This window comes from Streptomyces sp. PSU-S4-23 (genome assembly GCF_055632315.1).
This window is the reverse complement of the sequence record NZ_JBVMUU010000002.1, coordinates 8,427,197-8,440,695: the sequence shown is the minus strand read 5'-3', so window position 1 is coordinate 8,440,695 and position 13,499 is coordinate 8,427,197. Positions and strand designations below refer to the sequence as shown.

The 13,499-nt window shown below is 73.6% G+C and carries 9 protein-coding genes; 6 read left to right on the top strand and 3 right to left on the bottom strand.

All coding sequences use genetic code 11. From position 1 onward, the window contains the following. Window positions 1-21: 21 nt before the first annotated feature. A complete protein-coding gene (gene asnB, locus ACZ79I_RS38115) occupies window positions 22-1,863 on the bottom strand; it encodes an asparagine synthase (glutamine-hydrolyzing) (protein ID WP_471504145.1) in 1,842 nt (613 codons plus the stop codon). Between the two features lie 344 nt (window positions 1,864-2,207). Here asnB and ACZ79I_RS38110 point away from each other — a divergent pair, with 344 nt between their 5' ends. From ACZ79I_RS38110 to ACZ79I_RS38095, 4 genes are all read left to right on the top strand, one after another. After that, window positions 2,208-3,809 (top strand): glutamate synthase-related protein, encoded by a 1,602-nt coding sequence (locus ACZ79I_RS38110; protein ID WP_471505484.1) that lies wholly within the window; start codon window positions 2,208-2,210, stop codon window positions 3,807-3,809. 117 nt (window positions 3,810-3,926) lie between these two features. Then, entirely contained in the window at window positions 3,927-5,024 is a 1,098-nt protein-coding gene (locus ACZ79I_RS38105; protein WP_471504143.1) for a baeRF3 domain-containing protein, read from the top strand. A 60-nt stretch (window positions 5,025-5,084) separates the two neighbouring features. Next, the gene (locus tag ACZ79I_RS38100) at window positions 5,085-6,110 is read left to right on the top strand and encodes a Gfo/Idh/MocA family protein (RefSeq protein ID WP_471504141.1); all 1,026 of its coding nucleotides are present in this window, start codon (window positions 5,085-5,087) and stop codon (window positions 6,108-6,110) included. A gap of 184 nt (window positions 6,111-6,294) precedes the next feature. Further along, entirely contained in the window at window positions 6,295-7,722 is a 1,428-nt protein-coding gene (locus ACZ79I_RS38095; RefSeq protein WP_471504139.1) for a PP2C family protein-serine/threonine phosphatase, read from the top strand. A gap of 79 nt (window positions 7,723-7,801) precedes the next feature. Here ACZ79I_RS38095 and ACZ79I_RS38090 read toward each other — a convergent pair whose 3' ends face one another. After that, window positions 7,802-9,304 (bottom strand): DNA-binding protein NsdB, encoded by a 1,503-nt coding sequence (locus ACZ79I_RS38090; RefSeq protein WP_471504137.1) that lies wholly within the window; start codon window positions 9,302-9,304, stop codon window positions 7,802-7,804. 234 nt (window positions 9,305-9,538) lie between these two features. Here ACZ79I_RS38090 and ACZ79I_RS38085 point away from each other — a divergent pair, with 234 nt between their 5' ends. Beyond that, on the top strand, window positions 9,539-10,681 hold the full coding sequence (locus tag ACZ79I_RS38085; protein WP_471504135.1) for an aminoglycoside phosphotransferase family protein: 1,143 nt from the start codon (window positions 9,539-9,541) through the stop codon (window positions 10,679-10,681). Between the two features lie 286 nt (window positions 10,682-10,967). Further along, the gene (locus tag ACZ79I_RS38080) at window positions 10,968-12,941 is read left to right on the top strand and encodes an N-acetylmuramoyl-L-alanine amidase (RefSeq protein ID WP_471504133.1); all 1,974 of its coding nucleotides are present in this window, start codon (window positions 10,968-10,970) and stop codon (window positions 12,939-12,941) included. Window positions 12,942-12,991: 50 nt separating this feature from the next. On the opposite strand, the gene ACZ79I_RS38075 is transcribed toward ACZ79I_RS38080, so the two are convergent. Continuing rightward, entirely contained in the window at window positions 12,992-13,489 is a 498-nt protein-coding gene (locus ACZ79I_RS38075) for a hypothetical protein (protein WP_471504131.1), read from the bottom strand. Window positions 13,490-13,499 lie beyond the last annotated feature (10 nt).

Sequence of the window (13,499 nt, the reverse complement as noted above, 5' to 3'; positions counted from 1 at the left end):
GGTCCCGCCCGTCACCGGTGGTCAGGTGAGCAGCACCTCAGGCGTGTAGAGGTCCAGCCACAGCGCCAGGTCCAGGGTCCGCTCCAGGCCGTGCCGCGACGCCTGCGTGATCTGCGGGGTGTCGCGGTGGGCGGCCCGGCGCACCCGCTCGCGGTCGACGAGGTCGAAGACCGGGTGGGAGGGGCGGGCGAGGAGGGCCCTGGCGTGCTCCTGGAGGGCGACCGCGTACCGGGGGTCCTGGGTGGACGGGTAGGGGCTCTTGACCCGGTCGTACACGGACCGCGGGATCAGGTCCGCGGTCGCCTCCCTGAGCAGGCTCTTCTCCCTGCCGTCGAACGACTTCAGCGACCAGGGGGTGTTGTAGACGTACTCGACGAGCCGGTGGTCGCAGAACGGGACCCGCACCTCGAGTCCGACCGCCATGCTCGCCCGGTCCTTGCGGTCGAGCAGGATCCGTACGAACCGGGTCAGGTGGAGGTGGCAGATGCGCCGCATGCGGTACTCGAAGTCGCTCTCGCCGTCCAGGCGCCGGATCCCCGCCACGGCGGCGCGGTAGCCGTCGGCGATGTATCCCTCCAGGTCCAGGGCCTTGCCGAGTTCGGGGCGCAGGACGTCGGCGTCGTCGCCGAAGTGCCGGCCGAACCGGACGAGCCACGGGAAGGTGTCGGCGCGGCGGGCCTCCTCGTCGAAGAACTGGAGGTAGCCGCCGAACACCTCGTCCGCGGACTCCCCCGACAGGGCGACCGTGGAGTGCTCGCGGATCGTCCGGAACAGCAGGTAGAGCGAGGAGTCCATGTCGCCGAAGCCCATGGGGAGGTCGCGGGCGCGGATCACCCGGGCCCGCACGTCCGGGTCGGCCAGGGCGTGCGCGTCGAGGACGATGTCCTGGTGCTCGGTGCCGCAGGCACGGGCCACGTCGTGCACGAACGGCGCGTCGGGGGTGCCGCGCAGTTCGTCGGCGACGAAGTGGTCGGTCTGCCCGACGAAGTCCACCGCGAAGCTGCGCACCGTCTCGCCGTGCTCGGCCAGCTGACGCGCGGCCAGGGCCGTCATCGCGGAGGAGTCGAGACCGCCGGACAGCAGGGTGCAGCGCGGGACGTCCGCGACCAGTTGGCGGCGCACGATGTCCTCGAGCAGCGAGCGGACCGTCGCGACGGAGGTGTCGCGGTCGTCGGTGTGCGGCCGTGTCTCCAGCTGCCAGTAGACGCGGCGGCGGGCGCCGCGCCGGTCGAGGGTGACGACGGTGCCGGGCTCCACCTCGTGCATGCCGTCCCACACACCGTGTCCGGGCGTCTTGATCATCGCGAACAGCTCCCGCAGGCCGTCGAGGCGGATCCGGGCGGGGGCCAGCGGGTTGGCCAGGATCGCCTTGGGCTCGGAGCCGAACAGCACGCCGTCGGGGGTCGGGTAGTAGGACAGGGGCTTGATGCCCATGCGGTCCCGCACCATCACCAGCTTGTCGTGGCGGCCGTCCCAGACGGCGAAGGCGTACATCCCGTTCAGCCGCTCCGCGAGCGCCTCGTCCCACTCCAGGTAGGCGCGCAGGACGACCTCGGTGTCGGAGTCGGTCGTGAAGCGGTGTCCCCGGTCGGTGAGTTCGCGGCGCAGCTCGGTGAAGTTGTAGGTCTCCCCCGAGTAGACGAGGGCGACGGTGCCGTCCGGCGTCGTGGCGGTCATCGGCTGGCGCCCGCCGGGCAGGTCGATGATCGCGAGCCTGCGGTGTCCGAGGGCGGCGGGGCCCCCGGTCCAGGTGCCGCGGGCGTCGGGGCCCCGGCAGGACATGGTCTCGGTCATTGCATCCAATGTCGCGGTCTCGGTCCGCAGATCACGGTCGTAGGAGACCCAGCCGGTGATGCCGCACATGCGTTACCTCCCGCGTCCGGTTCGCCGGGCTCGCCCCCGTCACCTGCGGTTCCCCCCAGGCCCGGACCGCGGCCGGCACAACCGGTTGTATCAGGCAGCTATATCTCGAGGGTGTGCCACACGCCGCCGGGGGTCAACGCGTCCGTAACCCGGCATGGCCCCGGCGCCCCCGCCGTTTCGGCCGGGCTTTACGTATCGCGGACACGCCGGACGGCCCGGCCCCCGGCGCAAGCCACCGTGTCTCGGCCATCGGCAAAGAGTTCCCCAACGTCGTGTGCCGCCTGTCCGGCTCAGCAGCTTTCGCCGGTTTCGACGGGATGCGTTTGAATCGGGGTGTGCGCCGGATGGTCGGGTTGCTGGTCGCCGCCCTCGGGGCGGCCGGGGCACTGGTCCTGTCGTACGCCCTTTCGCCCCTGTGGTGGGTTGCGGCGGGGCCGCTGGCGGCCCTGACCGGCCTGGGGGTGCGGGATCTGCTGCAGACCCGCGACGCGGTGCTGCGGAACCATCCGCTCGTCGGGCGGATACGGTGCCCGGTGACTCCGCTCCCGTGGACCGGGACCCGGCGGTACGCGCCGGGCCGGGGCGAGGGGCGGCACCCGTCCGGGCCCGTCGCGTGCGGCACCGTCCGCCGGCGGCCCGGGGCGGCCACGGGCATCGGGCCCGGGGAGGCGTCCGGCGCCGAGCGGGACGCGGAGGCCGGCCGGCACGAGTTCCTCGTGCCGTCGCTGCGTCCGGTCGCGGCGCCCGACGAGCCGCCCAGGGTCCGGGTGGGCGGGCCCGACTGCTCGCAGCCGTACGACATGGCGCTGCTCAACGTCTCCGGGATGAGCTTCGGGGCGCTGTCCTCCCACGCCGTCCTCGCTCTCAACCGGGGGGCCGCGCTGGGTGGTTTCGCGCACGACACGGGCGAGGGCGGCCTGTCGGACCACCATCTGCGCGGCGGGGGCGATCTGATCTGGGAGATCGGCACGGGGTACTTCGGCTGCCGCACCCGCGACGGAGGCTTCGACGCACGCCAGTTCGCCGACCGGGCGGCGCTGCCCGAGGTCAGATGCGTGGTGCTGAAGATCTCCCAGGGCGCGGCGCCGGGCCGGGGCGGGGTGCTGCCGGGCGCCAAGGTGAGCCGTGAGATCGCCGAGGCACGGGGCGTGCCGGCGGGCCGGGCCGTGGTGTCGCCGCCGTACCACCGGGTGTACTCGACGCCTCGTGAACTGGTGCGCTTCCTCGCCCGGATGCGCCGGCTCGCGGGCGGCAAGCCGACCGGCCTCAAGCTCTGCGTGGGCTCGCGCCGGGAGTTCCTCGCGGTGTGCAAGGCGATGGTCGACGAGGGGGTCGCGCCGGACTTCGTCGTCGTCGACGGCGCCGGGGGCGGGACGGGCGCCGCACCGCCGGCGTTCGCCGGCCGCCTCGGCATGCCGCTCACCGAGGGGCTGATCACCGTGCACAACGCGCTGGTCGGCACCGGGCTGCGGGGGCGGGTGCGGATCGGCGCGAGCGGCGGGGTGGCGACCGGCTGGGACATCGTCAGACGGCTGGTACAGGGCGCGGACTACACGAACGCGGCGCGGGCGATGATGGGGGCACTGGGCTGCGTCCGGGCCCGGCGCTGCCACACCGGCACCTGCCCGACGGGCGTCGCGACACAGGACCCGGGGCGGGTGAGGGGCCTGGTCGTGGCCGACAAGTCGGTGCGCGTGCACCACTTCCAGCGGGAGGCCGTGCGCGACGCGACGCAGATCATGGCGGCGCTGGGGGTGCGGGATCCGGGAGACCTCACGCCGGCCCTGCTGATGCGCCGCACGGATGCGGCGACCGTACGCTCGTACGCCGATCTGTACGAGTGGCTGGCGCCGGGCGTGCTGCTGACCGAGCCGCCCTCGTCGTGGGCCTCGGACTGGGAGGCGGCGGACCCGGACGCCTTCGAGGAGGCCCGCCGGGGGCGGTGACGGTCTCGGCGCCCGCCCGGTGCGGCCGTTGACACCGGCCGCCGACCCCCGTCGCCTCGAACATGCGATCGGTTTGCCCCAAATGCCCCATCCGCGAATCGGACCTATCGTGCTCATATGGAGCACGACCTGAGTCCCACGACGCTCGCCGAGCTGCGGCGCACCCGCCCCTACCCCGCGGTGTCCGTGCTGACGCCGACACACCGCCGCGAGCCCGAGAACGCCCAGGATCCGGTCCGGCTGCGCAATGCCGTGGCCGAGGCCAAGAGGCAGCTGGAGGCCGACCCCGCGATCAGCCGGGACCGGCGCGCCGACGTCGCCCAGCAGCTCGACCAGGCCCTTCGGGAGGTCGATCTGGCCCATACCGGGGACGGCCTGGTGATCTTCGCCGCTCCGGGCGAGCACCAGGTGTGGTCGCTCGCCCGTACCGTGCCCGAGCGCGTGGTGCTGTCGGACACCTTCCTGACCCGCAACCTGGTCTCCGCGCAGGCCGCGGAGCGGCCGTTCTGGGTCCTCGCGGTCTCGGCCGACCGCGTCACGCTGTGGAGCGGCGGCAACGGCCGCGTCACCGAGGACCGCACCGGCGGCTTCCCCCTGACCCGGAGCCGCGAGAACTTCGACCCGGAGCGCCAGCCGCAGATCGGCGACATGCCGAGCACCTTCCGCGACGAGGGGACCCGCCACTTCCTGCGCGAGGCCGACGCCGCCATGAGCGCGGTCCTGCGCGAGCACCCGCGCCCGCTGTACATCACCGGCGAGCAGGCGGCGCTCTCCCTCCTCGACGAGTTCGGCGGTGCCGGCAAGGAGGCGGTCCAGGTGCCGCACGGCGGTCTCGCCCAGGGCCCCCGCACGGCGGTGTGGCAGGCCGTCCAGCCGGTGATCGCCGCCGAACAGCGCAAGGTCGCCGACACCGTGAGCCGGGAACTCGTGGCGGCACGCGGCCGCAAGGCGTTCGCGGCCGGCGTCGACGAGGTCTGGCAGAACGCCTCCGACGGCCGCATCCGGCTCCTCGCGGTCGAGGAGAACTACCGGGTCACGGTCCGCAGCGACGGCGGTGACCACCTGGTGCCGGCCGAGAGCGGCGAGCCGGGCGCCCGCGAGGACATCGTGGACGAGATCGTCGAGCGCTGTCTGGACACGGGCGCCGAGGTCCGCTTCGTCCCGGACGGCGCGCTCGGCGACGCCCAGGGCATCGCCGGGGTACTCCGCTACTGAGGCCGCCGCCTCCGCGGTCTACCCTGCGCGGGAACAGTCGCGGAGAGGGAGGGGCGGCACATGGGCGACCTGCTGGGCGTGGCGGTGCTGGGCGCGGGCCACATGGGGGCGGACCATATACGTCGCGTGGACCGTGCGGTGAGCGGGGCCCGGGTGGTGGCGGTGGCGGATCCCGACACGGACCGCGCCCAGGAGGCCGCCGCCGGGATCGACGGTGTGCTGGTGCACGCCGAACCGGTCGCCGCGCTCGACGCACCCGGCGTTCAGGCCGTGCTGATCGCCTCACCGGGCCCCGCACACGAGGAGGCCCTGCTCGAAGCCTTCGCGCGGGGACTGCCGGTGCTGTGCGAGAAGCCGCTCGTACCGGACCCGGCCGGGGCGCTGCGGATCGTGGAGGCGGAGGCACGGCTCGGCCGGCGGCTCACGCAGGTGGGGTTCATGCGGCGGTACGACGCCGGGTACATGCGCCTGAAGTCGCTGCTGGACGGCGGCCGGCTGGGCCGCCCGCTGATGCTGCACTGCACGCACCGCAACGTGTCGTCGCCGCCCGGCTTCACCACCCCCATGCTGATCGACAGCTCCGTCTCGCACGAGATCGACGCGACGCGCTGGCTGCTGGGGCAGGAGCTCACCGCGGTGACCGTGCTGCGGCCCGGGCCGTCCCCGAACGCCCCCGCCGGCCTGCTCGATCCGCAACTCGTGCTGTTCGAGACGTCCGGCGGCGCGATCGTCGACGTGGAGATCTTCGTCAACTCCGGCTTCGGCTACCAGGTGCGCTGCGAGGCGGTCTGCGAGCACGGCAGCGCCCGGATCGGGGACGAGCGCACGATGGTCGTCACGACCGCGGACGGTGCGGGCGAGGAGGTCGCCCAGGACTACCTCGTACGGTTCGCGGACGCCTACGACCGCGAGGTGCGGGCATGGGTCGACGCGACCCGGCGAGGCCGGGTCTGCGGGCCCACCGCGTGGGACGGCTACGCCGCCTCCGCCGTCGCCGGGGCCGGGGTCCGGGCCCAGGAGAGCGGCCGGCGGGAGACCGTCTCACTCGCCCCGCGCCCGCCGCTGTACGGGGGCCGCGACCGCTGACCTCCACCGGAGCCCGTGGCCGGGCGCACTCGCCCCGGACGTGAGACCCGAAGCCTGTGGCATATGCCAGAAGCACCACCGTATCGTGTGTCGCCAAATCCCTTACAGAGCGTCGCGGGCTGTGCAACAGTCGTCATGGTCCTTCCGTCAGCCGTGGTCGACCCGTCCCGCATCGGAGTGCGTCATGCCGCCCCCTCTCTCTGCGGACCGCCCCGCCGCCCAACCGCCCCAGCGCGGTACGGTCGACGCGCTCATCTCGCAGACCCGGCGGCTGCGCGGCGACGTCGACGCCGTACGACGGGGGGCACCCGAGGACGGCGGGGACCCCGAGAGCCGGTGGCAGCGCGCGCTGTGCGACCTGGCACTGCATCAGCTCGACGATCTGGACGAGCACTTGGCCCAGCTCCGCGACGGCCCGCCGCCCGCGGCCGCCGGGGCGGCCGGCACCGGCTCGGACCCGGCCGTCCCCCCCTCACCCCGGCCCGGCTCGCTGCTCAGCCGGGTCGGCAGCGCGGAGTGGAACCTGCTGACCGACGAGGCGACCTGGTCGGCGGAGCTGTACCAGATCCTCGGCCGCGCCCCCTCGGCCCCCGCGCTCACCCTCGACGAGCTGCCCGCGCTCGTCCACGAGGAGGACCGGCCGCTGCTGGCGGCCATGGTCACGGACTGTCTGGTCGAGGGCAGGCCCATCGACGGGGAGTTCCGGATCCTGCGCCCCGACACCGAGGTGCGCACCGTGCACATGATGGGCGAGCCCGTGCTCGGCGCCGACGGCAGCACCGCCTCGATGTGGACCGTGCTGCGGGACGTCAGCGAGCTGCGCCGCTGCCGGCGGACCGTACGCGAGACCCGTGACTCGCTGCGGGACCACCGGCACCACGCGCGGACCGGGCACCGGCTCGCGGTCGAGCCGCAGGAGGCCGTGCTGCCGCCGTGGCACGGCCCCCTGCGGCTCCCGCGACAGGCACCCGGGACACCGGACGTCGCCGCCTGTCGGCTGCCGGCGACCACGAGCGCGCCCGGCGGCGACTGGTACGACGCCTTCGAACTGCCCGACGGGGCCGTGTTGTTCGGCGCCGGCGACCTCGCCGGCCACGGCTCCGCCGTGACGTCCGGCGTGGCGACGGTCATCGGTGCCCTGCGCGGCATGGCCGTGGCGGGCACCGAGCCGGGCCGGCTGATGGGCTGGCTCAACCAGCTGTCCGACGCCCCGGTCCACTCGTCCCCGGGCACCGCCCTCTGCTGCCGCTACCGCCCCGGCACGCGCACCCTCAGCTGGGCGCAGGCAGGACACCCCGCCCCACTGCTGTTCCGCGGCGGGACGGGGAGCGTACTGGAGCAACCGGACGGCATGGCGCTCGCAGCCACCCCGCACGCCGTCTACGGCCAGGCCGAAGAGACCCTCGCGGAGGGCGATCTGCTGCTCCTCCACACCGGCGGGCTCCTCCCACGGCGCGACGGCACGACGGCCGTCCGGCGGCTGCTCGGACTGGCCCCGCGCCTTTGCGCGGCCCGCACGGCCGAGGACTGCGTACGGATCGTCGAGGAGGAGTTCGGCACGAGCCGACGCGAGGAGAGCGCCTGCTTGCTCGTCGTCAGGATCGTCTCCTGACGAGCATCGTCCGCCGACGTGCTTCGTCCACCGACGCGCTTCGCTTCCGAAGGGCTTGGGACGTCCGCGCGGATCCTCCTCAGGTCTGCGCGGTGTTGCCGCCGCCCCTGGGCCTCGACGGGCCCTTGGGAAGCGCCAGTTTGATCTCCTCGCGCAGATCCTGGATCTTCGGGAAGCCCGAGTACTGCGCGGTGAGCCGGTACATCTCACGCAGCCGGTCCCAGGTGCGGTGGGAGGAGTTCGCCCCCATCGACGTCAGGGCCAGACGCGCGTACCGGTCGGCCTGTTCCGGGTCGTCGGCGATGAAGCACGCGGACGCGAGGGAGATGTGGTCGAAGATCTTCGACCGGTCCCGGCCCGTGCCCCGCAGCTCCAGCGCCTCCTTGGCGTGCAGCTGCGCGATGACCGCCGCGCTCGGCTCGTGCTCGGCGAGGGTCCGGTAGGCCAGGGCCTGCATGCCGTGCAGATCCGCTTCGTCGAACATCTGCATCCAACTCGGCGGCGGCACGTCCGACTTGTCGGAGACGAACAGGTCCTCCGCCTCGCCGAGGGTGCGCCGCATGGCCTGTCCCTTGCCCATCGACGCCTGCGCCCACGCCTCGATGGTGCAGAGCATGGCCTGGGTCCGCGGCAGGACCTGTTCGCCGGAACCGGACTTGGCGAGCTGCATCAGGTCGAGCGCGTCGTCGGGCCGGCCGAGGTGGACCATCTGACGGGCCGCGCGCGACAGCGCCTCCCCGGCGCGGGGCCGGTCCCCGCCCTCCCGGGCCGCGTGGGCGGCGATGACGAAGTACTTCTGCGCCGTGGGTTCCAGGCCGACGTCGTGCGACATCCAGCCGGCGAGGACGGCGAGGTTGGCGGCGACACCCCACAGCCGCCGCTGCAGATGGTCGGGGTGCCGGTAGGCGAGCATTCCTCCCACTTCGTTGAGCTGTCCCACGACAGCCTTGCGCTGCAGCCCGCCGCCGCGGGCCGCGTCCCAGGCCCGGAACACCTCGACCGAGCGCTCCAGTTCCTCGATCTCCTGCGACCCGATGGGGGCGGCCTCATAGCGGTCGAACCCGGCGAGGTCGGCGTGCAGGGGATCGTCGAGGCGGGGGGCGTCGGCCACGAGGGCCGGATCGGTGTGCAGCCAGTCGTGCATGGCGCTGCTGAGTGCGGATCCTGCGGCGAGCGCGGCGCCCGCGCCCACCAAGCCGCGTCGGTTGAGCATGAGGTCCATTCCCGTGAATTCGGTGAGGACCGCAGCTGTCCGCTCGGGCGCCCACGGCACTCCGTCGGGGTGCTCCGCATTCCCCTCGTCACGCCGTCTCCCCGCGCGCCCGTGCCGGACCAGACCGAGGTCCTCGATGGTCACGACACGGCCGAGTCGCTCGGTGAACAGCGCCGCCAGCACCCGCGGCACCGGATCGCGCGGGATCTCTCCCATGTCGATCCAACGCCGCACCCGCGAGGTGTCGGTCGCCAGCTGGGGGTGGCCCATGGCCGCCGCCTGCCGGTTGACCATCCTCGCGAGTTCGCCCTTCGACCAGCCGGCCAGGCCGAACAGGTCCGCCAGGCGGGTGTTGGGTTGTCCGCTCACATCAAGCCCCCAGGTTCTCGGCTGAGTTGACAGTAACCCTCCGTCAGTTGCTCCGGGACTATTCGCCAGGGTTCGCCAGGGTGCGCCAGATGGTGTGCCACCGGGCATCGGGTGTCGGGTAGGAACGCGCCACCCCGACCCGGCCGCCCCCACGCGCATTCCCCAGGGTGCACCGGCGGCGGCCGGGACGGGCGGCGCGGAATTCGCAGGCACACGAAGGGATCTGTCTCACCCATGTACACAGCATCGTCCTCCGTGTCCGCCCCGCCTCGGCCGCTGCGCCCCCGCCCGGGTGCCGGCGGCCCCTGTCTCGACCCTGCGCGACCACCGTCCGGCGTGCTGGACGCCGGCAGGAACCGGCGCGTTCCGGGGATCGGTACGGCCCAACCGCTCAGCGGGAGAATCGACTTGTCCGGCGCACAGGGCGCACAGCTGCGCACGGCGATCGCTTCGGTGCACCGCATCTGCCCGGAGTTCACGCCGGTGCAGGTGCTGCGCCGTAGCGGCCGATCCGTGATCCTCGTCGGCACGACGGGTCGCAGCACGGCCGTCGCCAAGTGCTTACTGGACCGCTCCCCCGTCTGGTCCGAGCGCGTCCGTCACGAAATAGCGGCCTACCGGTCGTTCGTCCGGCACCGGCCGCCGGTGCGGGTGCCCCGGCTGATCGCCGCGGACCCGGACAACGGCACGCTGGTGATCGAGCGGATGCCGGGTCGGGTGGCGGCGCTGCAGCGGCATCCGGTGGAGGCACCACCGCGCGCGGACATCCGGGCGGCGCTGGGCGCGGTCTGCCGGCTGAACGCGTGGCGCCCCCCGGCGGGGACGTTCGACGCACCGCTGGACTACGCGGAGCGGATCGCGCGCTTCCACGAGTTGGGGCTGCTCACGGACAGGGACATGGGCGATCTGCAGAAGCTGTTGCACGGCATCGCGCAGGCGGCGGGCCGCCAGGGCATGGGCCAGTTCTGCCACGGTGACGCCCTGTTGTCGAACATCCTGCTCTCACCGGCGGGTCCGGTCCTGGTGGACTGGGAGCACGCGGGCTGGTACCTGCCCGGGTACGACCTGGCCACTCTGTGGGCGGTCCTCGGCGACGCGCCCGCGGCCCGGCGTCAGATCAGCCAGATCGCTCAGTCGGCGGGGCCGGCCTCGCGCGACGCCTTCCTGGTGAACCTGATGCTGGTCCTCACCCGCGAGATCCGTGCCTACGAGACGGCCGTGCAGCGTTCCCTGCAGGACCCGGCCCCGACGGCACCGGGAGCGGCCCACCCCGGTGCCGCGCCGTCCGGCGAGGAGCAGCGCCTGCTGCTGAGGCGGCTGCACGACGACTGCCAGCTGGCCCGGCGGGCCGTTCGGGCGGCGGTCGGCACACGGTGAAGGGGGCGGCGGCCCGCGGTGCGCTCGCGACAGCGGGGCGCCGCGGGCCTTCTGCGTGCCGGGAGGCTCCACCGCCCCGCGGGGACGCCCCCGTCCCCGCCATTGGTCGACACCACTGATGCCCCGCAGGCCGCCTCACCGCCGCGCGGAAACTCCTCGCAACCGCTGCTGACATGGGAAATGACCCACTCCTGGGCATGATTGACGGATCGTCGGCGAGCCGGTACCACTGACGCACGTCCGGCCCCGCGCGCCCCAGATCGCGCGACCGCCCCAGGAGGCTGCATTGCGAGGATCCGCCACCGACCCCCACGCCCCCGCCGGGCGCAGACGCCTCGCCACAGCCGCGGGGGCCGTCGCCTCGGCCGCGCTGTTGCTGCCCCTGCTCGGCGCCGCCCCGGCCCCCGCCCAGGACCCCTCGACGGCCCTGCAGAGCGCGTTCGCGGCCGCGGCCGCCCGGTACCACGTGCCGCAGAGCGTGCTGCTCGGCGTCTCCTATCTGCAGTCCCGCTGGGACGCGCACGAGGGCGCCCCGAGCGTCTCGGGCGGTTACGGCCCGATGCACCTCACGGATGCCCGCACCGCCCTCACCGGGGCGGCCCACCCCGACGGCCCTCCCGAGGACGCTCGCGGCGACCAGGCCCGCCCCCCGCTGCTGCCGGCCCCGAAGGTGCCCGCGGCCGCCGAGCTGCCGGCCCGGCTGAGGACGCTGCCCGAAGCCGCGGCACTGACCGGCATCCCGGCCGAGCGGCTGCGCGCCGATCCGGCCGACAACATCGCGGGCGGTGCCGCCCTGCTCGCCGCCGCGCAACGGCATCTCGGCCGGCCGCTGAGCGGTGACCCGGCCGACTGGTACGGGGCGGTCGCGGAGTTCTCCCGCGCGGACGACAGCGGGACGGCGGCCGCGTACGCCGACGACGTCTTCACGGTCATGCGCCAGGGCGAGCGGCGCACCACGGACACCGGGCAGCGGGTGACACTGGCCGCGGACCGGGACCTCGCGCCCGCCCCGGCGCAGCTGCGGCGGGCCGGGTTGCGCGCGACCCGCTCCGACGGCACCGAGTGCCCGCGCAGCGTGTCCTGCGAGTGGATCCCCGCACCCTACGAGGAGTTCGGTGAGGGCGACTACGGCAACCACGACCTGGGGGACCGTCCCGCGTCGCAGGGCATCAAGTACATCGTCATCCATGACACCGAGGGCCAGTGGGACGGCGTCCTCAACCTGGTCCAGGACCCCACCTATGTGTCCTGGAACTACACCCTGCGCTCCACGGACGGGCACATCGCCCAGCATGTGAAGGCCAAGGACGTGGCCTGGCACGCGGGCAACTGGTACATCAACGCCACGTCGATCGGCCTGGAGCACGAGGGCTTCCTCACCTCGCCGGACGCCTGGTACACGGAGGCGATGTACCGCTCGTCGGCGCGGCTGGTGGCGTACCTCGCGGCGAAGTACGGCATTCCGCTGGACCGCCAGCACATCCTGGGCCACGAGAACGTCCCGGGCCCGGTCTCCTCGTCGGTCCCGGGCATGCACACGGACCCGGGCCCGTATTGGGACTGGCGGCACTACTTCGAGCTGCTCGGCCACCCGTTCCGGGCCACGGCCGGTGCCCGGGGCGGCCTGGTGACGATCCTGCCGGACTACTCCGCGAACCAGCCGGAGTACACGGGCTGCACGGCCGCGGGCGAGCCCTGTGCGGCGCACGGCTCGGGCGAGGTGCGCCTGTACAGCGCGCCGAGCGAGTCCTCCCCGCTGATCAAGGACATCGGTCTGCGTCCGGGCGGGGGCGACTCGACGATCGATGTGAACGACGTGGGCTCGCGCGTGTCCACCGGCCAGCGGTACGCGGTCGCCGGACGGGACGGGGACTGGACGGCGATCTGGTACCTGGGGCAGAAGGCGTGGTTCAGGAACCCGGAGGGGCAGCCGACCGCGGTGAACGCCTCCGGGCCCGTGGTGACGCCCAGGGCCGGCCTCACGGACGTGCCGGTGTACGGCCGCGCGTACCCGGAGAAGGAGGCGTACCCGCAGGGAGTGCCCGCGCAGTCGGTGTCACCGCTGCCGTACAGGCTCCCGGCGGGCCAGGAGTACGCCGTCGGCGGCGCGGTGCCCGGCGAGTACTACTACGCGGTCACCTTCACCACGGACTCGCACAAGGTCGTGGTGGGCAAGGACCTGTACTACGAGATCCAGTTCGGCCACCGGGTGGCGTTCGTGCGGGCGGCGGACGTGCAAATGGTGCCGTCGGCCTCGTAGAACGCCGCGGGGGGCCGGGACCGAGGGGAGGGTCCCGGCCCCCGGCCGCGTCAGCCCTGCTGGAACAGCTCCGCGGGCAGCGGCTTGAGCAGCGCGTACAGGTCGTCGGTGATCGGGCGGTCCCAGGCGGCGATGGTCACCAGGACGTTGTCGCTGCGATCGAACTGGACGCAGGAGATGCGGCCCTCTGAGAGCTTGAGGCGGCGCACGATCAGGAGGTTGTCGCCCTGCATCACCGGGATGTCCTCGGACCCGACGACGGCGACCTCCTCGTCGTTCTCCAGCGCGAGGAGGAGCTGGGCCACCTCGAAGGGGATCTCGCCCTCGGCGACGTCACGGGCCGGGGAGCCCTCCGGCAGATTGCCGATGATCATCGCGGGGCCGCGGCCGCCGAACAGGTCGTAGCGCAGGAAGACGCCCTGGCAGCTGCCGTCGGCGGCGGGCAGCAGACCGGCACCGAGATTGCCCGGCCAGTCCCCCGGGTCCATGGCCAGTACGTCGAAGTCGGGCCCGGCGGGGGTGGCGCTGCGGCGGCGGAGGAAGGACATGCGGCAATGG

Excerpts from the sequence above, each read along its gene's own strand:
- ACZ79I_RS38075 (WP_471504131.1), bottom strand. The coding sequence starts at position 13,489 with ATGTCCTTCCTCCGCCGCCGCAGCGCCACCCCCGCCGGGCCCGACTTC.
- ACZ79I_RS38100 (WP_471504141.1), top strand. The coding sequence starts at position 5,085 with ATGGGCGACCTGCTGGGCGTGGCGGTGCTGGGCGCGGGCCACATGGGG.
- asnB (WP_471504145.1), bottom strand. The coding sequence starts at position 1,863 with ATGTGCGGCATCACCGGCTGGGTCTCCTACGACCGTGATCTGCGGACC.
- ACZ79I_RS38110 (WP_471505484.1), top strand. The coding sequence starts at position 2,208 with ATGGTCGGGTTGCTGGTCGCCGCCCTCGGGGCGGCCGGGGCACTGGTC.
- ACZ79I_RS38095 (WP_471504139.1), top strand. The coding sequence starts at position 6,295 with ATGCCGCCCCCTCTCTCTGCGGACCGCCCCGCCGCCCAACCGCCCCAG.
- ACZ79I_RS38105 (WP_471504143.1), top strand. The coding sequence starts at position 3,927 with ATGGAGCACGACCTGAGTCCCACGACGCTCGCCGAGCTGCGGCGCACC.
- ACZ79I_RS38085 (WP_471504135.1), top strand. The coding sequence starts at position 9,539 with ATGTACACAGCATCGTCCTCCGTGTCCGCCCCGCCTCGGCCGCTGCGC.